The sequence below is a fragment of the Pseudomonas sp. NPDC047961 genome (assembly GCF_050272435.1).
Classification (GTDB): Bacteria; Pseudomonadota; Gammaproteobacteria; order Pseudomonadales; family Pseudomonadaceae; genus Stutzerimonas.
In genome coordinates this window covers 723,091-744,853 of record NZ_JBNNMD010000002.1, presented here as the reverse complement: position 1 = coordinate 744,853, position 21,763 = coordinate 723,091, and the positions used below count along the sequence as shown (strand labels likewise).

17 protein-coding genes and 1 pseudogene are annotated in these 21,763 nt (G+C 61.5%); 8 read left to right on the top strand and 10 right to left on the bottom strand.

Features of this window, described 5'->3' with window-relative positions; all coding sequences use genetic code 11:
• Nucleotides 1–25 precede the first annotated feature (25 nt).
• Both ACQKIK_RS09610 and algB read right to left on the bottom strand, forming a co-directional pair.
• A complete protein-coding gene (locus ACQKIK_RS09610) occupies nt 26–1,813 on the bottom strand; it encodes a KinB sensor domain-containing domain (RefSeq protein ID WP_499135727.1) in 1,788 nt (595 codons plus the stop codon).
• Complete coding sequence (gene algB, locus ACQKIK_RS09605) at nt 1,810–3,156, bottom strand: sigma-54-dependent response regulator transcription factor AlgB (protein WP_046161539.1); 1,347 nt, start codon at nt 3,154–3,156, stop codon at nt 1,810–1,812. Before algB ends, ACQKIK_RS09610 begins: the two co-directional genes overlap by 4 nt.
• Before the next feature lie 303 nt (nt 3,157–3,459).
• Between algB and ACQKIK_RS09600 the strand changes: the two genes are divergently transcribed.
• The 4 genes from ACQKIK_RS09600 (at nt 3,460) to ACQKIK_RS09585 (ending at nt 6,259) form a co-directional block, all read left to right on the top strand.
• Complete coding sequence (locus tag ACQKIK_RS09600) at nt 3,460–3,903, top strand: ferritin-like domain-containing protein (protein ID WP_045423525.1); 444 nt, start codon at nt 3,460–3,462, stop codon at nt 3,901–3,903.
• Nucleotides 3,904–4,084: 181 nt separating this feature from the next.
• Nucleotides 4,085–4,321, top strand: coding sequence for a hypothetical protein (locus ACQKIK_RS09595; protein ID WP_127840394.1), 237 nt, complete (start codon nt 4,085–4,087; stop codon nt 4,319–4,321).
• A 71-nt stretch (nt 4,322–4,392) separates the two neighbouring features.
• On the top strand, nt 4,393–4,563 hold the full coding sequence (locus tag ACQKIK_RS09590) for a DUF1328 domain-containing protein (protein ID WP_019341907.1): 171 nt from the start codon (nt 4,393–4,395) through the stop codon (nt 4,561–4,563).
• Between the two features lie 466 nt (nt 4,564–5,029).
• Complete coding sequence (locus tag ACQKIK_RS09585) at nt 5,030–6,259, top strand: nucleoside recognition domain-containing protein (protein WP_045423529.1); 1,230 nt, start codon at nt 5,030–5,032, stop codon at nt 6,257–6,259.
• 75 nt (nt 6,260–6,334) lie between these two features.
• Here ACQKIK_RS09585 and ACQKIK_RS09580 read toward each other — a convergent pair whose 3' ends face one another.
• From ACQKIK_RS09580 to ACQKIK_RS09560, 5 genes are all read right to left on the bottom strand, one after another.
• The gene (locus ACQKIK_RS09580) at nt 6,335–7,357 is read right to left on the bottom strand and encodes an AbrB family transcriptional regulator (RefSeq protein WP_045431511.1); all 1,023 of its coding nucleotides are present in this window, start codon (nt 7,355–7,357) and stop codon (nt 6,335–6,337) included.
• Nucleotide 7,358: 1 nt separating this feature from the next.
• Entirely contained in the window at nt 7,359–8,873 is a 1,515-nt protein-coding gene (locus tag ACQKIK_RS09575) for a tripartite tricarboxylate transporter permease (protein ID WP_499135726.1), read from the bottom strand.
• Between the two features lie 2 nt (nt 8,874–8,875).
• Nucleotides 8,876–9,319 carry a tripartite tricarboxylate transporter TctB family protein gene (locus ACQKIK_RS09570; protein WP_064480881.1) on the bottom strand — a complete coding sequence of 148 codons (444 nt, stop codon included), beginning with the start codon at nt 9,317–9,319 and terminating at the stop codon, nt 8,876–8,878.
• Between the two features lie 61 nt (nt 9,320–9,380).
• Nucleotides 9,381–10,355, bottom strand: a complete 975-nt coding sequence (locus ACQKIK_RS09565; protein WP_046161545.1) for a Bug family tripartite tricarboxylate transporter substrate binding protein — start codon at nt 10,353–10,355, stop codon at nt 9,381–9,383.
• A gap of 33 nt (nt 10,356–10,388) precedes the next feature.
• Nucleotides 10,389–11,651: an OprD family porin gene (locus ACQKIK_RS09560; RefSeq protein WP_045423537.1), complete on the bottom strand. Its 1,263-nt coding sequence runs from the start codon at nt 11,649–11,651 to the stop codon at nt 10,389–10,391.
• Nucleotides 11,652–11,829: 178 nt separating this feature from the next.
• On the opposite strand from ACQKIK_RS09560, the gene ACQKIK_RS09555 reads away from it, so the two are divergent.
• Both ACQKIK_RS09555 and ACQKIK_RS09550 read left to right on the top strand, forming a co-directional pair.
• Nucleotides 11,830–12,501, top strand: a complete 672-nt coding sequence (locus ACQKIK_RS09555) for a response regulator (protein WP_499135725.1) — start codon at nt 11,830–11,832, stop codon at nt 12,499–12,501.
• On the top strand, nt 12,494–13,912 hold the full coding sequence (locus ACQKIK_RS09550) for a sensor histidine kinase (protein WP_499135724.1): 1,419 nt from the start codon (nt 12,494–12,496) through the stop codon (nt 13,910–13,912). Before ACQKIK_RS09555 ends, ACQKIK_RS09550 begins: the two co-directional genes overlap by 8 nt.
• Here the strand turns inward: ACQKIK_RS09550 and ACQKIK_RS09545 are convergent.
• From ACQKIK_RS09545 to ACQKIK_RS09535, 3 genes and pseudogenes are all read right to left on the bottom strand, one after another.
• The gene (locus ACQKIK_RS09545) at nt 13,901–15,823 is read right to left on the bottom strand and encodes a sensor domain-containing diguanylate cyclase (protein WP_499135904.1); all 1,923 of its coding nucleotides are present in this window, start codon (nt 15,821–15,823) and stop codon (nt 13,901–13,903) included. The two genes, ACQKIK_RS09550 and ACQKIK_RS09545, sit on opposite strands and share 12 nt — an antisense overlap.
• Nucleotides 15,824–15,988: 165 nt before the next feature.
• Nucleotides 15,989–17,131, bottom strand: a complete 1,143-nt coding sequence (locus tag ACQKIK_RS09540) for a methyl-accepting chemotaxis protein (RefSeq protein WP_499135903.1) — start codon at nt 17,129–17,131, stop codon at nt 15,989–15,991.
• 114 nt (nt 17,132–17,245) lie between these two features.
• A pseudogene (locus ACQKIK_RS09535) lies at nt 17,246–17,575 on the bottom strand (PAS domain-containing protein); the annotation flags it as partial.
• Between the two features lie 543 nt (nt 17,576–18,118).
• Between ACQKIK_RS09535 and ACQKIK_RS09530 the strand changes: the two are divergent.
• Together ACQKIK_RS09530 and ACQKIK_RS09525 are read left to right on the top strand one after the other, a co-directional pair.
• Nucleotides 18,119–19,084, top strand: coding sequence for a TAXI family TRAP transporter solute-binding subunit (locus tag ACQKIK_RS09530; RefSeq protein ID WP_045423547.1), 966 nt, complete (start codon nt 18,119–18,121; stop codon nt 19,082–19,084).
• A 125-nt stretch (nt 19,085–19,209) separates the two neighbouring features.
• The gene (locus ACQKIK_RS09525) at nt 19,210–21,762 is read left to right on the top strand and encodes a TRAP transporter permease (RefSeq protein ID WP_499135723.1); all 2,553 of its coding nucleotides are present in this window, start codon (nt 19,210–19,212) and stop codon (nt 21,760–21,762) included.
• Nucleotide 21,763: the final 1 nt, after the last annotated feature.

Sequence of the window (21,763 nt, the reverse complement as noted above, 5' to 3'; positions counted from 1 at the left end):
TTTTATTCTTCCCGCCGTGCCAGGCTCAGATGGGCAGGGCGATATAGAAGATGGTGCCGTGGCCAATGCGCGAATGCACGCCGATACGACCACCATGTAGCTGGGCGATCTCTTTGCATAAGGCAAGGCCCAGTCCGGCGCCGCCGCGGCGGCGACCGATCTGCACGAACGGCTCGAAGATGCGCGCCTGCTGGCTATAGGGGATGCCTTCGCCATTGTCTTCGACACTGAGAATGACCCGTTCGCCGTGATGCCGCGCCAGTAGGCGGATCTCACCGCCGTCAGGTGTGTGCCGTAGTGCATTGCTGAGCAGGTTGTCGAGCGTCCGGTCCATCTGCTGCTGGTCCAGCAACAGGCTTGGCAGCGGCGTCTGTAGTTCAAGCTTTATTTCGATATGGTTCTGCGCAGCACTCGCCTGGAAACGCTGCCGTGCTTGCTCGAGGAGTACGGCCGGGTCGCACGGCACACGTTCGAGTTTTTGCTGACCGCTCTGGTAGCGCGAGAAGTTCAGTAGATCGTTGATCAGCGTGACCAAGCGTTGCATCTCTTCATGCACGGTGGTGAACAGGTCGGCTTCGCGGCTATTGTCCGGATAGTGCGTTCGTTCGCGCAGCAGGCTGAAGGCCATTTGCATGCCTGTCACGGGGGTGCGCAGCTCATGCGAGGCACGCAACACGAACTCGTTGCGCACCCGTTCGAAGGTTCGCTGGTCGGTTACGTCGTGAAGCACCATCACCGCGCCGCTGATGCGGCCGTCGTGATGGTTCACTGGGCTCATGCGCCATGACAACAGGCGGCGCTCGCCGTCGGCCTCGATCACCAGATCTTCCGGCGGCCCGGATAGCGGCGTATCGGCCAGCACTTGCTGAGCGGCCTCGTCCAGCTCCGGATAGCCGAGGGCCTGGCCAAGCGTCGACCCCAGATGTTCTGTTTCCCAGGCCAGTTGGCGCTGCGCAACCGGGTTGGCATGTTCCAGACGGCCCTGGCGGTCGATGATCAACAGGCCGTCATCGATGCTGTCGAGCAATGCCTGCAGCCGTTGCTGGCCATCGACCAGCGCTTCGACATTGGTTTGCTTGAACTGGTGCAGGGCCTGCGCCATCAGACCGAAGCGCCGAATCAGCGACGATAGCTCAGCGATGGGCGAGCTGGGCAGATTGATATTGAAGTCGCCGCGGCCGATCTGGTCAGCCACGCTGGACAGTTGCTCGATGGGATCACCGAAGCGCCGGGCGAAACTGTGCGCGGTGACGAAGCCGATCAGCAGCACCGCAATACCGGTCAACCCGAGCAGCCCGGCGAGCAATTGTGCCCGTTCGCGGCTGCGAATCTCGGTGTCACGAATCTGGTTGTAGGCGGACTGTTGCATGTCCACCATCAACTCGCGAACGCGGTTGAAGGATTGGCTGAGGGGATTATCCTCGAGCAGTGTCACGTTCAGGTTGGAGGGTGTTTCCAGCTGCACGGCAAAGCGCGTATAGGCGTCGCCGATGGCTTCATAAGCCTTGCGGTCCTGCTCGTCGTTGGCGTTCGCCATACCGCGCGCCAGAGCGCCCAGAAAGATTTCGCGGTATTCGTTCAGGGCTTCAGCGTCGCGCTGTTCACGGACCAGCAGCAGTAGCTGGTTTCCCAGCGCCTGGCGCAGCTGCTGGTTGACCTCGATGACACCGAAGTTATCGCGAATGAGATTTTCCTGGCTCTTCGCCATTTGCACGACGCTAACCAGCGCCAGCAGTAGCCCAAGCAAGGCCACCGTCATCAATGCCGAGAAACCCAGGAACAGCCGGGTTCTCAGCTTCATCTGGATTTTCATAGGCCGTATTGCTTACGTTTTCGATAAAGCGTCGATGCGTCGATGCCTAGAATTCGGGCGGCTTGCTCAAGCGTGTCGCTGGTGCTCAATACGCCCGAGATATGTGCTTTTTCCAGCGCTTCCAAACTGAGCGGCTCACCGATCCGTGGGGCGTTGCTGACGGCCTGATCGGCCAGGCCAAGATGGCTGACTTCGATCATGTCCTGCGGGCAGATGATGCTGGCGCGCTCGACCACGTTGCGCAATTCACGGACGTTGCCTGGCCAGCGATAGGCCTTCAATGCGGCAACCGCGTTGTCGCTGAAGCCGCGCGCTGGTCGGCCATAGCTTTTTACGAAGAAGGCCAGGAAGCGTTCGGCGAGGGTCAGCACGTCTTCCGGGCGCTCGCGCATGGGTGGAAGGTTCAGGGTGATGACATTCAGACGGTAGAGCAGGTCTTCACGGAAACGCCCTTCGCGGACCATTTCCTCAAGATTCAAATTGGTGGCGGCGAGAATGCGCACGTCGGCCCGCCGGGTGACCGGGTCACCGACGCGCTCGTATTCCTTGTCTTGGATGAAGCGCAGCAGTTTCGGCTGCAAAGCGAGGGGAAAGTCGCCGATTTCGTCGAGAAACAGCGTGCCGCCGTCGGCTTGGTTGACGCGTCCCAGGGTGCTTTCGGTAGCCCCGGTGAAAGCGCCACGATTGTGTCCGAACAGCTCGCTTTCCATCAGATCAGCCGACAGGGACGGACAGTTGATGGTGATGAAGGCTTTTTTAGAACGCCGGCTCCAGTTGTGAATCGCACGCGCCAGCTCGCCTTTGCCCGTGCCTGACTCACCGAGGATGAGAATGTTCGCGTCGGTATCGGCCACCTGGCGGGCGGTCTCCAATACGCTCATCATCGCCGGGCTGTACGAGCCCAGCGCATCGCTGCGTTTTTGCACCTCGCCTTCCAGGGCCTCCAGGCGCGCTGCCATCTGACGAACCTCCAGCTGCTTGGCGGCCGACAGGCGCAGCTGCTCGGGGCTGCATGGCTTGACCAAGTAATCCGCAGCGCCCGCTTGCATCGCGTCCACCGCGGTGTCCACGGCCGAATGGGCGGTGACGATTACTACACGCATCCACGGCGCAAGTACGCGCATCTGCTGCAGAACATCGAGACCGTTGTCTTCACCGAGGCGCAGGTCCAGAAAGCACAGATCGAACACCTGCCGCTGCAGGATCGCTTCGGCCTGTGAAGCGCTGGCCGCCGTGACCACCGTATAACCGCGGTCCTCGAGGCAGTAGCGGAACGTGCGCAGGATCGCTGCCTCGTCGTCTACCAGTAGGATGCGGCCGCCGGTGTCGGTCGTTTGGTCCATGAATGCTCCAGTCAGGCAAAAGCGGTGAATGTTTGGCGTGTGGTTGAGGTGGAATCTGTGTGCTGCTTTGGCGCGCGGTAGGTCAGCGCCTGCTTTAGTCTACGCAAAGCCTTGCAAGTTGCACGGTATACACGGGTCTTTCCTGCAGTCTGCAATCGCACATCAAGCGCAACGGCGATGCAAACTGTTGATTATAAAGGTGCAGGGAAGTTTTTGGCGCTGGCATGGGGCTTGCGGTGGTTACCGGCAACGCGCGTGGTCGACAGCAGTCGAGGCGCATCGCAATCTGTATTTGGAGGCCCCATGAACCAGAACATGACCCAACTCAACGAGCTCATCGAGATCACCCGCGACGGTCAGCATTTCTATCAGCACGCGATTGACGAGGTGAAAGAGGTCGAATTGCAGCATCTGTTCCGCGATATGGCTCAGGCCAAGACGCACATCATCCAAGCGCTGTCAGTAAAGGTTGCAGCCAATCAGCAGCAACCCGCACAAGGCGGCACTACCGCAGGTAAGCTGCGCGAGATGTACGCCGACACCAAGGCGAGGCTCGGCGACAGTGACGCGGTTTACATCGACCAGCTTGACCAGACTGAAGAGCGCATCCTGGCGGCCTTCGAGGATGCACTGAAAACAGCTGACCCTGATGTGAAGGCATTGCTAGCCATTGAGCTGCCGAAAATCCGGGCCTGTCATGAGCGCATTCATACCCTCAATCACAGCGACAGGAACCGCAGGGATTAGTCCGTCGTGCAAATCGCCCGGCGCTCTGCATAGGCATCGTGCAATATAAATTGGCGCAGCGATGTTTGGTGTATCTAAGTTGTTGAAATTAAAGGATTAATAGGAAAGCTAACGGATGGCACGAGCCCTGCAACATAACCGCTAAGACAGACATGCCCCGCATGCTTAGAAGGAGTTGAGGATGAATCGTCAAGCACGTTTCCTACTGGTTGGAAAAGGTTTTCTTACCGCCGCAGTGGTCACGTTGATCATCGGAGCCGAACAGCCAATGTCGGAACCGCTCAGCCAGACACAGCATGAGTCAGCGGAACGAATCCGCATGTACGACGCTCAACCTGTAGGGATTGTGCAAACCGGACCTGCCGAGCAGACGATTGATTATTTGCAGGAGCGGTCGGAACAACGTTGGGTTTTCTAGTTGGAGATAGGCGACCCGATCCTTGCGGATCGGTCCGCTGAAGATGTCCTGAACCGAAGAGGAGTTACACCATGCTGAGTTGGGCTATTACGTTTCTGATCATTGCCATCATCGCTGCAGTACTGGGCTTCGGTGGTATCGCGGGCACTGCAACAGGTATCGCCAAGATCCTGTTCGTAGTATTCCTAGTGTTGTTTGTTGCTTCGCTGATTTTCGGACGAGGCCGCGGCCCACGAGCCTGATGCGGAACGCCGCTCGTCAGGGCGGCTGCAATATTAGGGAAGTAACAGCGGCTGGATGCCTTTTTTCAAAGCCTTCGTAAAAGCGAAGTGCTGGTACTGAGGTCAATCATCCTCCTGGTGATTTACCCATCAGCCCCTACAGCGGGGGAGCCAAGGGGTCGGGACGCTCTTAATGGAGCGACCTAGGGGTACAGGGAGTACCTCCGTCATGGACCGGGCTCGGCGAAAGGCAACCGAAGGTGGAATGCCACCTTCGGCTTGCGATTTCTCCACAGCAGAGAACCTCTTGCGGGAATCTCGCCCTCTCATTGGCGTACCGGCCGCTGTCTATAGCGGTTAATGCACGATCTAGTGCAGCGCCTCAGCATATATTCACTGCACCTTCCATAGCTTCGCCCTGTTTGGTTCATGGCCGTTCTCCAGCCGCACCGCTATCATCGCCCGCAGTCATTCGTTGGAGAACCCCATGCTCAACGGCCTCTGGCTGGGCTTTTTTCTGATCGCTGCAGTTGCGGCGCTGGCGCGCTGGTTGCTCGGCGACGATCCGGCTGTGTTTGCCGCACTGGTCGAAAGCCTTTTCGCCATGGCCAAGCTGGCCGTGGAAATCATGATCGTGCTGTTCGGTACGCTTACCCTGTGGCTCGGCTTCCTTCGCATCGCGGAAAAGGCCGGCATGATCGAAAAGCTAGCGCGCCTGCTGGGTCCGCTGTTCAGTCGGTTGATGCCTGAAGTGCCCGCCGGGCATCCGGCGCTGGGGCTGATCACGCTCAACTTTGCTGCCAATGGGCTGGGCCTCGACAATGCTGCTACGCCGATCGGCTTGAAGGCGATGCGGGCGTTGCAGGAGCTCAACCCCACGCCTCACATCGCCAGTAACGCTCAAATCCTTTTCCTGGTGCTCAACACATCAGGCCTGACTCTGCTGCCGGTGACCATTTTCATGTATCGCGTGCAGCAAGGCGCAGAGGACCCCACGCTGGTCTTTTTGCCGATATTGCTGGCGACCAGCGCTTCGTCGCTGGCGGGACTGCTCGCCGTGGCGCTGGTGCAGCGTCTGCGCCTGTGGGACCCGGTGGTCCTTGCCTACCTGATACCCGGTGCGCTGTTGCTGGGTGGTTTCATGGCGTTGCTCGCAGGGCTATCGGCCACTGCACTTTCTTCTCTTTCGTCGTTGCTCGGCAATCTCACGCTGTTCGGCCTGATCATTGCCTTTCTGGTCATCGGTGCGCTGCGCAAGGTTCCGGTCTACGAAAGCTTCGTCGAAGGCGCCCAGGAAGGTTTCGACGTCGCCAAGAGTTTGCTGCCCTATCTGATCGCCATGCTTTGCGCGATCGGTGTATTTCGGGCATCTGGCGCGCTGGATTTCGGTTTGGACGGCATTCGCTGGCTGGTCGAGGTGCTTGGATGGGACACCCGCTTCGTCGATGCGCTGCCGACCGCGCTGGTCAAACCCTTCTCGGGCAGTGCGGCACGCGCGATGCTGATCGAGACGATGCAGAGCCAGGGTGTCGACAGCTTTCCGGCATTGGTTGCGGCGACAGTGCAGGGCAGCACCGAGACGACCTTCTATGTATTGGCCGTTTACTTTGGTGCGGTGGGCATCCAGCGGGCGCGGCATGCGGTGGGCTGCGCTCTGGCGGCGGATTTCGCCGGCATCGTCGCGGCGATTCTGGTCTGCTATTGGTTCTTTGGCTGAATCGGTAATTCGCAAGGTCTCGCCCAGACCGCCAGCAAGACGCAGGCGCTAAAAAAGAACCCGCCAATGGGCGGGTTAAAGCGTGGCTCGTTGCCAAAACCGGAATAGCGGTTCGGCGAGGAACATGACGAGGAACAATCGCAGCACCTGCAGTGCAGTGACCAAGGCGACCGACAACTGTAGTGCTTCGGCCGTCAGGCACAGCTCGGTGATGCCGCCGGGCATCATCCCCAGCATCAGCGACGTCTGGTTCAGCGTGGCCGCCCAACCCAGCACTTCGGCGAGGCCCGCCGCAGCGAGCATGGCCAGCAGCGTGAACAGCAGGATGCGCAGCATGAATCGCGGCGCGCTGCGAAAGAACGGCCGATCGAAGTGACAGCCCAGCGAGCAGCCGATCAGCCATTGGCCGAACTGACCGACGCCTTCGGGCATGCCCAGATGCAGATCGAAAGCGGCGCTGGCAACGGCACAGACGGTGAGCGGGCCGAGCATCCAGGGGTTGGGTTGGCCGAGCCGCTTCCACAGCAACGCCAGCAGCCCGCCCGCCGGCAACAACACCGCCAACCAAGGCCAGCTCACCGGTGCCGGTGGCGGAGCATCCACGGGCGGCAGACTCCAGGTAAACAGAGCGGGGATGATCAGCACCACCAGCAGCAGTCGCATGCTATGAGCAGCAGCGACCATCGCCGGCTGGGCCGCGTGGCGACCGGCCAGGTTGACCATCTCGCTGGCGCCGCCCGGCATGCTGGAAAAGAACGCCGTGGCGCGGTCTGTGCCGCTGCGCAGGAGAATGAAGATGCCGATCAGGCTCAGCAGCAGGGTGCATAGCGCACCTGCGAGAATCACGCCGAAATGATCAACGACCTGCTGCATGACCTCGCTGGTGAAATGCAGGCCGATGGCGCTGGCGATCAACCATTGCCCGACCTGCCGACCCTGCGGGACTTCCCTTACCAGCCAGCCACTGCAGCGAACCGCAATGACCGCCAGCAGCGAACCGACCATCCACGGCAGCGGCCAGTTCGCCAGGCTTGCCAGCCAGCCGCCGAGGGCGCCGACCAGAGGCGTCGCCCACCATCCAGGCAACTGGCGCGGCATCTCAGGCATTCGCCTCGTTCAGCTTGCCGCGACGGCGCTGGCGCCACCAGCGCAGGCCCGGCATGGCCAGCATCAGTCCAGCCATCGCCCAGAGCACCAGCGTGATCGGGCTACCCCAGAGGATGCCCAGATCGCCTGCCGAGATCGACAGCGCACGGCGCAGGTTGTCTTCCATCATCTCGCCAAGCACGAAGCCGAGGATCAGTGACGACAGCGGGAATTCCAGCTTGCGCAGCAGGTATCCAAACACGCCAAGGCCCACCATCAGCACAAGGTCGAACGTCGTGCTGTGCACCGAGTAGACGCCGACCACGCTGATCGCGGTGATGGCCGGGACCAGCACCCAGTTGGGCACGCTGAGCATCTTGGAGAACAGGCCGACCAGGGGAATGTTCATCACCAGCAGGATGACGTTACCGATGAACAGCGAGGCGATCAGGCCCCAGACTACATCGGGCTGCTGCTCGAACAGCAGCGGGCCGGGGGTGATGTTGTACAGCGTCAGTGCGCCGATCATCACCGCGGTAGTGCCCGAGCCCGGCACACCCAAGGTCAGCATCGGGATCAGCGAGCCACAGGCGGAGGCGTTGTTGGCCGCTTCTGGTGCGGCCAGACCACGCAAGTCGCCTTCGCCGAACTTGCCGCTGTCGCCGGCCATGCGCTTTTCGCTCATGTAGGTCATGGCGCTGGCGATGGTCGCGCCGGCACCAGGCAGGGTACCAATGACAAAGCCGGCCAGGGCGCTGCGCACCATGGTCCAGAAGGTGAAGCAGAACTCCTTGAAGTTGAACAGCAGGCGTCCGCTGGCCTTGACCGCTTTCTGGCCGCTGTGGGTCTTTTCCAGCATCAGCAAGACTTCGCTGACGCTGAAGAAACCGATCACCACGATCACGAACTGAATGCCGTCGGACAGGCTCACGCTGCCAAAGGTGAAACGGTAGACGCCGGTTGTGGAGTCCACGCCAACGGTTGCTAGACCCAGGCCGATCAATGCGGCCATCAGGGTTTTGACCGGCTTGTCCCCGACCATGCCGCCCAGACAGGCGATGGCGAAGATCATCAGTACGAAGTATTCCGCCGGGCCGAAGGCCACCGCCCATTTCGCCAGCAGCGGGGCGAACAGCACTACACCGCAGGTGGCGATGATGCTGCCGATGAACGAGCTGACCGCCGACAACGACAAGGCGATACCCGCCTTGCCCTGGCGTGCCAGGGGATAGCCGTCGAGGGTGGTCATCACAGCCGCAGCGTCGCCGGGTACGTTGAGCAGAATCGCCGAGATCCGGCCACCGTACTCGCAGCCCAGGTACACAGCGGCCAGCAGGATCAGCGCAGTCTCCGGCGGCAGGCCTAGCGCAAAGGCGAGAGGCAGCAGCAGGGCTACGCCGTTGATCGGGCCGAGCCCAGGCAGCAGCCCAACAACGGTGCCGACAAAGGCGCCAAACAGCGCCACCAGCAGGTTCATCGGCCGCGTGGCGACGTCAAAGCCCTGCCACAAGAAATTCAAGGTTTCCATTTTCAGCTCTCCAGCAAGCGCAGCACGCCAAGCGGCAGCGGCACATCAAGCAACAGGTCGAACAGGCCAAAGAGCAGCACGCCCATCAGCACGCCGCTGATCAGGCTTGGCAACAAGCGCCCGTTGAACAGCAGGCCCAGGGCGAAGGTGGCCAGCGCGGTGGTGATGACGAAGCCAAGCTGCTCGAACAGCAATGCGTACGCCAGCAGGACCAGGACGCAGTACAGGGCGCGCCGGGCCATGGACCAATCGAACGGCGGCGTCGGGTCGCCGTGTGGTTTGCAGAGCAGCCAGAGCGCACCGCAAGCCATCAGGAACAGCAGCAATAGCGGGTAGGCGCGCGGGCCGACCGGGTCGTAGGCGAAGGGCGCCTCGAAACCCCAGGCGAGCAGCGCCAGTCCGGCGCAGGCGAGCAGCCAGGCCGCGGCAAAGACACGAACGTACATGGTGGTTACCTCGGGAGGAGCGGGTAGCGGCTGCCCTCGGGAAGCCGCTACCGGCAGGGTGTTACTTGACCAGGCCGAACTCGCCGGCGAGTTCCTTGTAGTCGGCGACCTGCTTGTTGACGAACTCGGTGAGCTCATCGCCTGTCATCGACAGCGGGAACAGATCGCGTTGTTCGCGCAGCTTGGCGAAGTCCTCGTCGGCCAGCAGCGTGTCGAACTGGGTCTTCCACCAGTTGAAGTCTTCATCGCTGACTTCTGGGCCCATGTAGAAGCCGCGGATCACCGGCCAGCTGATGTCGTAACCCTGTTCCTTGGCGGTCGGGATCTCGGACATCTTGCCCGGCAGTCGATCATCGGACAGCACCGCGAGGATGCGGATCTTGCCGGCTTCGAGCTGCGGGGCGACCTCGCCCAGGCCGCTGCTGGTGACCTGCACGTGACCGCCGAGCATGGCCGTGAGGGTTTCACCGCCGCCTTCGAACGCGACGTAGCGCAGTTTCTTCGGATCCACACCCGCGGCGCGGGCGATCAGCGCGGTCTGCATCCAGTCCTGCCCGCCAATGGTGGCACCAGCGCCGAACACGACGCTGCTGGGGTCTTTCTTCACCGCCGCGATCAGGTCGTCGAGGTCCTGGTAGGGCGCATCAGCGCGTACCGAGATGGCGCCGTAGTCGGTGCCGATGCCGGCGAGCCAGCGCACGTCGGTCTCGTCATAGCGGCCGAACTTGCCCTGCGCCAGGTTCAGCAGCGAGCCGCTGGAGAACGCTGTAATGGTCGCCGGGTCGTCCGCACGCTGGGCGATGACGGCGTTGTAAGCCACTGCGCCGACTCCGCCAGGCATGTAGGTGACGCGCATGGGCGATTCGAGCAGGCCTTCGTCTTTCAGGCCGCTCTGGGCCAGCTTGCAGGTCAGGTCGAAGCCACCGCCGGGCTTGGCCGGGGCGATGCACTCGGGACGCTTGGGCTCGGCGAACAGCTGGCTGGACAGGACCAGGCAGGACGAGAGCAGGGCGATACGACGGATTGCTGTCTTCATGGGTGTCTCCTTTGATTCTTATTGTGGACGGCTTTACCAGATGGGCAGGCTGTAGCTGACGATCAGGCGGTTTTCGTCAGCGTCACGGGCGAAATCGGAACGGAACATGGCGTTGCGCATGCGCACGGCCACGTTCTTCAGCGGACCGGTTTGTACGACGTACTTGAGTTCGATGTCGCGCTCCCACTCGCTGCCATTGCTGCCGCCGCTGTACTCGGCGTTGTCACCGGAGATGTAGCGCGTCAGGAAGGTCAAGCCAGGGACGCCGATCGAGGCGAAGTTGTAGTCGTAACGCGCTTGCCAGGAACGCTCGTCGGCATTGGCGAAATCGTTGATCTGGACGAAGTTGACCAGGTAAGGGTTGCTGCCGTCGACGTAGGCGTAGCCGGTGTCACCGTTCATTTGCTGATAGGCCAGGCTGACCTTGTGGCCACCCAGGCTGTAGCCCACCATGCCGTTCCAGGCCTGGTTGTCGATCTTGCCGGCATTGGCTGCGCCGGTGTCATCACTGATCATCAGGCGCAGGTCGGCGGTCAGCGACGAATTCTCGCTCAGCGGCTGCACAGCCTGCAGGTTGAAGAAGTGTTGACGATAGATGTCGTCCAGCTCGGCGGCGTAGTAGGTACCGATGAGCTTTTCGTTGAAGTCATAGCGCGCGCCGGCAAAGGTCAGATGATCGGCCTCGGCCGCGCTGTCGAAACGACCGTTCTTGTTGTTGACCTGCAGCTCCTGAGAGTTGGTCGAAGCACGGTCGATGACCTTGTCCAGACGCCCGCCGGTCAGGGTAAGACCGGTCACGTCCTGAGACACCAACAGGGTGCCTTCGAACACCTGGGGGAGGGTTCGGCTGTCGCTGGCGGTAACCACTGGTGTTTCCGGGATGTGGCTGCCGTAACGCAGTTCGGTTTCCGAAAACTTCGCCTTGGCCGTCAGACCGAGGCGGCTGAACTCGTCCGGGGTGCTGCCATCGTCGCGCACCGGCAGCAGATCGGTGTTGGTGCGGCCACCGCCGGAATCCAGTTTGACGCCGAGCATGCCCATGGCATCTAGGCCGAAGCCCACAGTGCCTTCGGTAAAGCCTGATTCGATGTTGAGCAGGAAACCCTGCGCCCATTCTTCACGCTTGGACTGGCCGGTGCCTTCGCGAAAATCACGATTGAGATAGATGTTCTGGGTTTGCAGGGTCGCGCTGCTGTCTTCGATGAAATCGGCCTGGGCCATGGGCGCCAGAGAGGCAGCCGCGACGGCGAGGGCAAGGCGAGCGCGTACGGGGTTAATTCTGACGGCAGTCAGCATCCTGAATCTCCACTATTGTTTTTGTTGTGGCGGCGTGAGCCGCGCCAGGTGGATCGAGCCACCTGATCCCGATCCTAGGCGGCGAAGCTTTCGCCAGGCTTTCAAGGGCGAAAGCAGCGGGCGGCGTGCCTTGTCGCTACACTGGCGGCCCGTTCCGTGTGTGGCAGAGGACAGGCAAATGCGGATTCTCTTGGTCGAGGACCACCCCCAGCTGGCTGAAAGCGTGGCGCAGGCGTTGCGCGCTGCGGGATGGACGGTTGACCTGCTCAACGATGGCATCGCCGCTGATCTCGCGTTGTCGACCGAGGATTACGCGCTGGCGATCCTCGATGTCGGGCTGCCCAGGCTTGACGGCTTTCAGGTGCTGTCGCGCCTGCGTGAGCGTGGCAAGACCCTGCCGGTGTTGATGCTGACTGCCCGCGGGGAGGTCACCGATCGGGTCCATGGGCTCAATCTCGGCGCTGACGATTACCTGGCCAAGCCCTTTGAACTCTCCGAGCTGGAGGCGCGGGTCAAGGCGTTGTTGCGGCGCAGCGTGGCTGCTGGCGAGCGGCAGCAGCGCTGCGGTTCGCTGGTGTATGACCTGGATGCGCGGCGCTTCAGCCTCCAGGGGCAGCCGCTCAGCCTGACGTCTCGGGAGCAGGCGGTCCTCGAAGCGCTGATCACTCGGCCCGGCCGGGTCATGAGCAAGGATCAACTGGCGGCCCAGGTGTTCGGCCTCGACGAGGACGCCAGTGCCGACGCCATCGAAATCTACATTCACCGACTGCGCAGGAAACTCGAAGGCAGCGCGGTGCGCATCGTGACGTTCAGAGGCTTGGGCTATCTGCTGGAGGCAGCGGATGCCTGAAGAGATACAGCCGCGCGCCGGCAGTTTGCGCGGTGGGTTGCTGCGCAGGCTGGCGATGCTGCTGACCCTGCTAATGCTGTTCAGTGGCTGGAGCGCCTACTGGAACGGGCGCGCCGCCGCCGACACAGCCTACGACCGGACCTTGCTGGCTTCGGCCCGCGCCATTGCCGATGGCCTGGTTGCCAATGATGGGCAGCTCCGCGCCAATGTGCCCTACGTGGCGCTGGACACCTTCGCCTACGACAGCGCCGGGCGCATCTACTACCAGGTGCTGGATACCGAAGGCCGGCTGGTCAGCGGCTACGAGCATCTGCCTGCGCCAGGCGCTGACATCCGTCGCACCGATGACTATCCCGCGCTGGCGCGCTTTTACGACGGGGAATTCCGGGGCGAAGGTGTGCGGCTGGTGAGCCTTCTGCAGCCGGTGAGCGAGCCGGAGCTCAACGGCATTGCTGAAATCCGCGTCGCCGAAACGCTGGGCGCTCGTGAGCGCATGGCCCGCAGCCTGCTGGTGGATACGCTGTGGCGTGTCGGATCACTGGCCATTGCTGCGCTGGTGCTGGTGTGGCTGGCAGTCAGCGCGGCGTTGCGCCCCTTGGGCAAACTCAGCGAGGCGGTCGAACAGCGCCAGCCTGACGATCTGCGGCCGCTACAGCTGGTGGCCGTGCAACGCGAACTGAAACCTCTGGTGGCAGCGCTCAATCACTTCACCGAGCGGCTACGCGGGCAGTTCGAGCGGCAGGCCCAGTTCATTGCCGACGCCGCTCACGAACTGCGCACGCCATTGGCGGCGCTCAAGGCGCGGATCGAACTCGGCCAGCGTGAACAGCAGCCGCAGCGTTGGCAGGAGACGCTTGAAGAAGCCGGAGCCCATACCGACCGGGTGATCCATCTGGCCAACCAGTTGTTGTCGCTGGCGCGTATCGAAACCGGCGCGCAGTCGATTGCTGAAGGCGGTGCCCAGCGCCTGGACCTCAGCCAGCTGGCGAGGGAACTGGGCCTGGCCATGGCTGCGCTGGCCCACAAACGGGGCGTCGCGCTGGCGCTGGAAGCCGATCAGCCGATATGGATCGACGGCGAGCCGACGTTGTTGACGGAGCTGCTCAGCAATCTGCTGGATAACGCCATGGCGCACACGGCGAATGGCGGAAATGTGGTGCTGAGAGTGAGGGAAGAGGGCGTGCTGGAGGTCGAGGATGACGGTCCGGGGATTCCCGAGGCGGAGCGCGCCAAGGTCTTCGCCCGTTTCTATCGTGTGCACCAGCAAGGGCGGGGCGCCGGGCTTGGTCTTGCCATCGTCGGCGAAATTGTTCGTGCCCACCGGGCGACTATCGAACTGGATCAGGGCGCCTTGGGCGGGCTGCTGGTAAAGGTGCGCTTCCCGCCACCGGTTCCCGATTCAGTTGACTGACGGCTCGAGAGCCTCGTCGGGCTCGGCAATTGCCACCTGATTGCGACCGTTGTGTTTGGCCCGATAAAGCGCTGCATCGGCACACGCCAGCAATTGTGAAGGGGAGCAGTTCGCAGGCGGCTGCAGGGTCGCCACGCCGATGCTGATGGTCAGTTCCAGCCGCTGCTCGCCATGAGCGGGCCGTAGCGCTGCCACGGCTGCGCGGACTCGTTCGGCCTGTTCGCCGGCTTCGCGGCTGTTCATGCCAGGCAGCGCGATGACGAACTCTTCGCCGCCATAGCGCGCCACCACGTCGCCGGCCCGTTGGCCGTGTTGCTTGAGCGTATCGGCTACCAGCCGCAGGCAGTCGTCACCGAACGCATGCCCGTAGGTGTCGTTGACCCGCTTGAAATGATCGATGTCCAGCAGCAGCACCGACAATGGCGTCTCCGTGCGTTGGGCGCGGCGGATCTCTTCGTCGATCATCAGGTCGAAATGCCCCCGGTTCGACAGCTGGGTCAGCGCATCGGTAACACTCATGCGGGTCAGTTGCTCGTTAACCCTCTCCAGGCCGCGCTTGGCCTCTTCCAGCGCCCGAGTTCGTTCGTACACACGCGCCTCAAGCGCCCCGTTGTTGCGGATCTGCATCTCTAGCGCCTGCTGTTGCGCCTGGAGGCGTGACTCACGCTCCTGCGCCAATGCATCGGAGGCTTGCAAGGCACTCTGCTGCGCCAGGATCCGGCGGTCACGCTCGTGATTGATGCGTTCGGCCAATGCCATCGACAGCAGCACGAACTCAGCGAACATACCGATCAGCTGGCCATGCAGGGTCAGTGCATTCAGTGGTAACAGCCCTTCCAGCGCCAGCAGGTGGGCGATGGTGGCGACCAACAATGTCGACCAGGCGATGGTGAACAGGCGTGCTGAACGGTTGCCTCGAATCCACAGGTTGATGACGGCGGCCATCGTCAGGATGCAGTGAATCAGGGCGATCGGTTCGGCCATCAGGTAACGACTCAGCGAGGGCGCGAACACGGTAACCAGAATCACCACGCCCCAGTAGCCCATCAGCACCCAGGTGACCAGCCAGGGCCAGCCGCCATAACTTCGGACCTTGAGAAAGCGACTGGCGAACAGCAACGGCGTGAAAAAACACAAGGCTGCCGACAGCGCATAGAAGCGGCGGGCGAAAACAGGCGTGTCGGGCCACAGGAATAGCTGGCCGAAGCCGGTGATCGTCAGGACGTAAAACAGCGCGCTGAGCAGATAGACGACATAGAGCAGATAAGCCAGATCCCGGGTGAACACGAACAGGCTGCTGTTGTAGAGAAGGATCACCAGCATGCCGCCGAAGAACAGGCTGATCATTGCGACGTCGGTAATTTTTTCCGCTGCGAACGCCGTTTCATCGTAAATGCTCAACGGCAACGCCATGAGTTCATGGGCTTGTACCTGCATGTACACCACGGCGCGTTCATTGCCACGCAACTCCAGCGGGAAGACCAGGTTGTGGTCTGCTAGCGGTTGATCACGCTTGGGAATGTGATCGCCAGCCTGCATCAAGGGACCCCACTCGCCTTCGGCCGGGTAGAACAGACGTACACGCACCTTATCCAGGACAGGCCATTTCAGGCTCAGGTACCAGCGCTCGGCGCTTGTGGCATTGCTATCAACTTCGAAGCGCACCCATGCGCCGTCCCGCTGTTTCTTGAGATTGGGCTTGGCTAACGGCTGCCACTGCCAAGGGGCAGTGTGAGCGGTTGCGAAGTCGGCATCAGGATGCCCGGGTAGCCACTCCACCGCGCCCATGTGGAGTTCCGCACCGCTTTTGCTGACCACGCTTGGAACAAAAGCCGCGATGGCCTGGCCCGACATGAGGCCGGCAAAGGCGGTTAACAGGCAGCAGAGCAAGAGCCGGCGGAATCGCATCAGGTGAGAGGTCTCGTCTAACGACCCATCGCGACGCATAGGCAGCCGTGAGGGTCAGGCAGTGGTTTGGCCATCGAAACGATACGGGTAATGTCGTTTTGATACCACTGCTAGGCTACTAACGGTTCGGCCATCCATCGGAACGTCAATTGGAGCCTTCTTGACCGGCTAACCGCGTCGCCGTGTCCAGAATTGCTGCACCAGCATTTCCATGCTGTCAGCCAACTGAGCGACACCCGAAGCGGTCTCCCGGCTGCGCAGGCCACTTTCTACATGCTGATCGGAGCCGCTACGAATGCTCACGATGTTCTGATTGATGTTCTCGCTGACGGCACTTTGCTGCTCGACGGCCGAGGCAATCTGCATGCTCATGTCGCTGATCTCGTTCACTCGATTGTTGATGTCCTGGAGCGAGCGTGCCGCTTGCTCAGCCTGCTCGACACTTTCCATGGCCTGATCTCGGCTACGTTGCATCACCTGCACCGCTTGACGTGCACCGCCCTGCAAAGCCGCGATCATCGAGTTGATTTCCTGGGTGGACTGCTGGGTTCGAGACGCCAGGCTACGAACCTCGTCAGCAACTACAGCGAAGCCACGCCCTTGTTCGCCTGCGCGGGCGGCTTCGATGGCTGCGTTAAGGGCGAGCAGGTTGGTCTGCTCGGCGATGCCGCGGATGACATCCAGCACCTTGGTTATGTCGTTGCTGTGCGCTTCCAGTTCGAGAATGACATCACCGGCGTGCTGAATATCCTGAGCTAGCCGGCCGATAGCTGCCCCCGTCTTATTGACGACATCCGTACCGGTTGCAGCTTCGCTGTTAGCTCGGCTGGCTGCCTCGGCGGTGCGCTGGGCGTTGTTGGCGACTTCCTGCACGCTCATCGCCATCTGATTGATTGCGGTGGCAACCTGATCGGTTTCGCTCTGCTGACGCGATGCACTCTGTGCGCTGCTGTCCATGGCATCCACCAGCTCCCGTGCATGCATGCTCAGCTGGCGTGACGCATCGCCGATTCGGCCAACCATGGCCCCGGCTTCGGTTTCGAGCAGTTTCATGGCATAGCTAATCTGACCGAACTCGTCGCGGCGCCCCGTGTAGACCAGCTGACCGACCGCATCATCCCCCACCTGCCGAGCCTGTGCAGCAAGACGCTGCAGAGGCGCAAGCGCCATGTATGCAAAGACGCTCGCGCTCAAGGCAGCTGCAGCTGCAGCCGCTACCGCCGCTACGAGGCTTGCTCCACCTAACAGTGCCCCTCCGATAGCGAAGGGAGCAGCACCCAGGGCGACGAGCAGCGCGACGCGGCTACGCACGCCCAAGGGGGAGCGGCGCAGAGCGGCAGGTGGCCGCTTTTCGCGCAGTTGCGCATACAACGTTTCGGCTGCCGCTACCTGTGCGGCCTGCGGCTTGGTCCGCACCGATTGGTACTCGACCACTTTCCCGTTGCGGCTGATGGGGGTGACAAAGGCGCTGACCCAGTAGTGATCGCCGTTCTTGCAGCGGTTCTTCACCATTCCCATCCATGACCTGCCAGCACGAACGCTGGACCAGAGGTCACCGAATGCTTCGGGGGGCATGTCGGGATGGCGGACTATGTTGTGATGCTGACCGAGCAACTCACGCTCTTCGAAACCGCTGATCTTAATGAAGTCGGGGTTTACATAGGTGATATCGCCGTTGAGGTCGGTGGTGGACAGTATGTTGGCTGTCTCACTGAAGGACACGTCGCGTCCGGTGACCGGTACGTTCAAGCGCATGGTGGAATTCTCTGAAACTAGATTATTTTTCCGCCACGGACGTCTTGACCGATGCCCAGACTGGACATCGCGCAACCCTGCGATTCACCTTGCGGTGAAATCCTCGGACTTCCAAACGGATCCTATTCGGTCTTGCTAAACCGAGCTTTCAAACGGCCTTGTTGGTGCTTCGGCCAGCACATTGCTCTGCTTGTAGTGCGCACTCGCATTACATCGAGTGATGGCATTGTGATATCGGCTGCTTTGGTCAGCCATCCACCAAAAGGCCGACCCCTTTAGTCGGGTAATGGCTCTGTGCTATGAGGCGATCTTATACATATAAATATTTATGTACAGATATTTGTATAGGTATTTCAGGTTTATTCCGCAGACGAGCAACCCCCCATCCCCAAATGGGTCATAGCCATAGTCACAGGGCGCCCATTAGCCGTGAGGTTGAGGTCCGAGCTGTTACCGAGGCAGCGGCCTGCTAGACTCCAAACTTCCCGCGTGGCTCACGAGGCCTGCAGGACAATTCCAAAACAACCAATAAGGAGTGGATCCATGAAAGGCAAATCCTTGGCATGGATATTTTCCGCCGCATTGGCGGGGACTGGTCTGAGCGGTATGGCTCAGGCGCAAGAGCAATTCGTCACTATCGGTACCGGCGGCCAGACGGGCGTCTACTACGTTGCCGGTCAGTCAATCTGCCGCTTCGTCAACCGTAACGCCGAGGACCTGAAGTGCAACGCGCCAGCCAGTGGCGGCGGCGTGGCAAACGTCAACGGCCTGCGCAGCGGCGAATTCAATTTCGGCATCATGCAGTCGGACCACCAGTACAAGGCGATGAAGGGCCTGGAGCCGTTCAAGAGCGAAGGCGCCATGGAAGACATCCGTGCCGTGTTCTCGCTGCAGAGCGAGGTTTTCACCGTCCTGGCGCGCCGTGATGCCAACATCAAGAGCCTGGATGATCTGAAAGGCAAGCGCGTCAACATCGGCAACCCCGGTTCCGGTCAGCGTGACACCCTCGAAGAGATCATGAACGAGAAGGGCTGGGACAAGTCGGCCTTCGCGCTCGCCGCCGAACTCAAGCCGGCCGAGCAGGCCAGCGCCCTGGGCGACAACAACATCGATGCCATGACCTACTTCGTCGGTCACCCCAATGGCGCGATCCAGGAAGCCACCACTACTGTCGACGCTGTTCTGGTACCGATCACCGGTCCTGAGATCGACAAGCTGCTGTCCGAGAAGAGCTACTACACCAAGGCTGAAATCCCAGGTGGCATGTACAAGGGCAACGACAGCGCCACTCAGTCGATTGGTGGCAAGGCCGTGCTTTCCACTACGTCCAAGGTCGATGACGAAGTGGTCTACAAGCTGGTCAAGTCGGTGTTCGAGAACATCGAGCGCTTCCAGCGCCTGCATCCTGCATTCAAGGATCTGAAGCCGGAAGACATGATCAAGGTCGGTCTGTCTGCGCCGCTGCATGACGGTGCCGTGCGTTACTACAAGGAACGGGGCTGGATGTAACGGCCTTTACGGCTCGCTGCATCGCTGTGGACGGTTATCCGTCCACAGCATTTGCCTGAAAACCCGTGCGCTTCGTGCCGCGGGTTTTCGCGGTTTCCGTTCCCTGAAAAAACAGGCCAGATTTCATGCAAGACAACCATCCTTCTACTGAAGATCTGATTGCCAAGGACGTCGGTGCTCGGCTGCCCAGCGGCGCAATGGCCAAGCTGATCGCCAGCCTTGCGCTGCTCTGGTCGCTGTTCCAGCTGTGGATCGCCTCGCCGTTGCCCTTCATGCTGCGCATCGGCGTGTTCAATAACACCGAGGCGCGTTCGATTCACCTGGCGTTCGCCTTACTGTTGGCATTCCTCGTTTATCCCGCATTCAAGCGCTCGCCGCGCGACCGGGTGCCGCTGATCGACATCGCGCTCGGATTGATTGCCGCCGCGAGCGCAGGCTACCTGTTCATCGTTTATGAGCAGCTGGCCCAGCGTCCCGGCAACCTCACTACCATGGACCTGATCACGGCGTGCATCGGTATTCCGCTGTTGCTGGAAGCGACCCGCCGCGCACTCGGGCCTGCCTTGGCGGTGATTGCCCTGATCTTCCTCGGCTACAGCCTGGCCGGCCCATACATGCCAGGGCTGCTGGCCCACCGTGGCGTCAGCTTCACAGCGCTCGCCAACCACCAGTGGATCACCACCGAGGGTGTGTTCGGCATCGCCCTGGGTGTCTCCACCAGCTTCGTGTTTCTCTTCGTCCTCTTTGGCGCGCTGCTTGAGCGTGCGGGCGCCGGGCATTACTTCATCCAGCTGGCGTTCAGCATGCTTGGCCATTTCCGCGGTGGCCCGGCCAAAGCGGCGGTGGTTGCGTCCGGCATGACTGGCCTGATCTCGGGCTCGTCCATTGCCAACGTGGTGACCACCGGGACCTTTACCATCCCGATGATGAAGCGCACCGGGTTTTCGGCCGAGAAGGCCGGCGCGGTGGAAGTGGCCTCATCAGTCAACGGGCAGATCATGCCTCCGGTGATGGGTGCGGCGGCGTTCCTGATGGTGGAGTACGTGGGCATCCCCTACGTCGAGGTGATCAAGCACGCCTTTCTGCCGGCGTTGATCTCCTATATCGCACTGGTCTACATCGTTCATTTGGAGTCGCTCAAGCTCGGTCTCACCGCGCTGCCCCGGGCCAACGTAGCCAAGCCCTGGATGCAGCGGCTGATCGGCTTCGCCTTTGGCGTTGCGCTGATCTCCGGCGTCTCGCTCGCCGTCTATTACGGCCTTGGCTGGCTCAAGCCTGCGCTGGGCGACGCAGCGATTTGGGTGATCGGGGCACTGCTGGTGGCGGTCTACCTAGGCCTGCTGAAAATCGCCGCGAGCAATCCGCCGCTGCCGGCCGAAGACCCCGACGCGCCGCTGGAAAAACTGCCGCAGACTCGGCCGGTGCTGCTGTCCGGGCTGCACTTCCTGCTGCCGGTGGTGGTGCTGGTCTGGTGCCTGATGATCGAGCGCCTGTCGCCTGGCCTGTCCGCATTCTGGGGGTCGGTCATTCTGGTCATCATCCTGCTGACCCAGCGACCGCTTCTGACCTGGATGCGCCGCGACGGCACTCATGCGCACGGCAACTTCATGGACGGCGTGATCGACCTGCGCGAAGGACTGATCGCCGGTGCACGCAACATGATCGGGATCGGCATCGCCACCGCAGCGGCTGGGATCATCGTCGGCGCCGTCTCGCAGACCGGCGTGGGCCTGGTGCTGGCCGATCTGGTCGAACTGCTGTCCATGGGCAACCTGATGCTGATGCTGCTGCTCACGGCATTCCTCAGCCTGATCCTTGGCATGGGCCTACCGACCACTGCCAACTACATCGTGGTGTCCAGTCTGCTGGCGCCGGTGATCGTGGCGCTGGGGGCGCAGAGCGGGTTGATCGTGCCGCTGATCGCGGTGCATCTGTTCGTCTTTTACTTCGGCATCATGGCTGACGTGACGCCGCCGGTGGGGCTGGCCTCATTCGCCGCGGCTGCCGTGTCCAAGGGGGACCCGATCAAGACGGGTGTGGTGGCCTTCTACTACAGCCTGCGTACTGCCGCGCTGCCATTCCTGTTCATCTTCAACACCGACTTGTTGCTGATCGATGTGTCGTTCTGGCACGGAATGGTGATCTTCGTCATCGCGACACTGGCCATGCTGATCTTTGCAGCCGGTACCCAGGGCTACTTCCTGGTGCGCAGCCGCTGGTACGAAAACGTGCTGCTGCTGTTGATCGCCTTCACGCTGTTCCGTCCGGGCTTCTGGATGGACATCGTGCATGACCCCTACCGAGACATACCGCCTACGCAGTTGGTCCAGGCGCTGGAAGCAGTCGAGGAAGACAGCCAGCTGCGCCTGCGCATTCGGGGTGAAGACGCCGTGGGTGACATGCGTGAGTTCAGCCTGCTGATCGCCATCCCGAACGGCGAGACCGGCGCGGAAAAGCTGGAGAAGCTGGGCGTGATGACCTATGAGGAAGATGGCAAGGTGCTGATCGACAGCGTGACCTTCGGCAGCCCTGCCGCCGAGCTCGGATTGCAGTTCGATCAGGAAATTCTGGCCGTGCGCGCGCCTACCGACCGCTGGGCCAAGGAGTGGATGTGGCTACCCGCTCTGTTGCTGTTCGGACTGGTGGTGTGGATGCAGCGGCGTCGGCAGCGGGACTGAC

Excerpts from the sequence above, each read along its gene's own strand:
- ACQKIK_RS09610 (WP_499135727.1), bottom strand. The coding sequence starts at position 1,813 with ATGAAAATCCAGATGAAGCTGAGAACCCGGCTGTTCCTGGGTTTCTCG.
- algB (WP_046161539.1), bottom strand. The coding sequence starts at position 3,156 with ATGGACCAAACGACCGACACCGGCGGCCGCATCCTACTGGTAGACGAC.
- ACQKIK_RS09600 (WP_045423525.1), top strand. The coding sequence starts at position 3,460 with ATGAACCAGAACATGACCCAACTCAACGAGCTCATCGAGATCACCCGC.
- ACQKIK_RS09595 (WP_127840394.1), top strand. The coding sequence starts at position 4,085 with ATGAATCGTCAAGCACGTTTCCTACTGGTTGGAAAAGGTTTTCTTACC.
- ACQKIK_RS09590 (WP_019341907.1), top strand. The coding sequence starts at position 4,393 with ATGCTGAGTTGGGCTATTACGTTTCTGATCATTGCCATCATCGCTGCA.
- ACQKIK_RS09585 (WP_045423529.1), top strand. The coding sequence starts at position 5,030 with ATGCTCAACGGCCTCTGGCTGGGCTTTTTTCTGATCGCTGCAGTTGCG.
- ACQKIK_RS09580 (WP_045431511.1), bottom strand. The coding sequence starts at position 7,357 with ATGCCGCGCCAGTTGCCTGGATGGTGGGCGACGCCTCTGGTCGGCGCC.
- ACQKIK_RS09575 (WP_499135726.1), bottom strand. The coding sequence starts at position 8,873 with ATGGAAACCTTGAATTTCTTGTGGCAGGGCTTTGACGTCGCCACGCGG.
- ACQKIK_RS09570 (WP_064480881.1), bottom strand. The coding sequence starts at position 9,319 with ATGTACGTTCGTGTCTTTGCCGCGGCCTGGCTGCTCGCCTGCGCCGGA.
- ACQKIK_RS09565 (WP_046161545.1), bottom strand. The coding sequence starts at position 10,355 with ATGAAGACAGCAATCCGTCGTATCGCCCTGCTCTCGTCCTGCCTGGTC.
- ACQKIK_RS09560 (WP_045423537.1), bottom strand. The coding sequence starts at position 11,651 with ATGCTGACTGCCGTCAGAATTAACCCCGTACGCGCTCGCCTTGCCCTC.
- ACQKIK_RS09555 (WP_499135725.1), top strand. The coding sequence starts at position 11,830 with ATGCGGATTCTCTTGGTCGAGGACCACCCCCAGCTGGCTGAAAGCGTG.
- ACQKIK_RS09550 (WP_499135724.1), top strand. The coding sequence starts at position 12,494 with ATGCCTGAAGAGATACAGCCGCGCGCCGGCAGTTTGCGCGGTGGGTTG.
- ACQKIK_RS09530 (WP_045423547.1), top strand. The coding sequence starts at position 18,119 with ATGAAAGGCAAATCCTTGGCATGGATATTTTCCGCCGCATTGGCGGGG.
- ACQKIK_RS09525 (WP_499135723.1), top strand. The coding sequence starts at position 19,210 with ATGCAAGACAACCATCCTTCTACTGAAGATCTGATTGCCAAGGACGTC.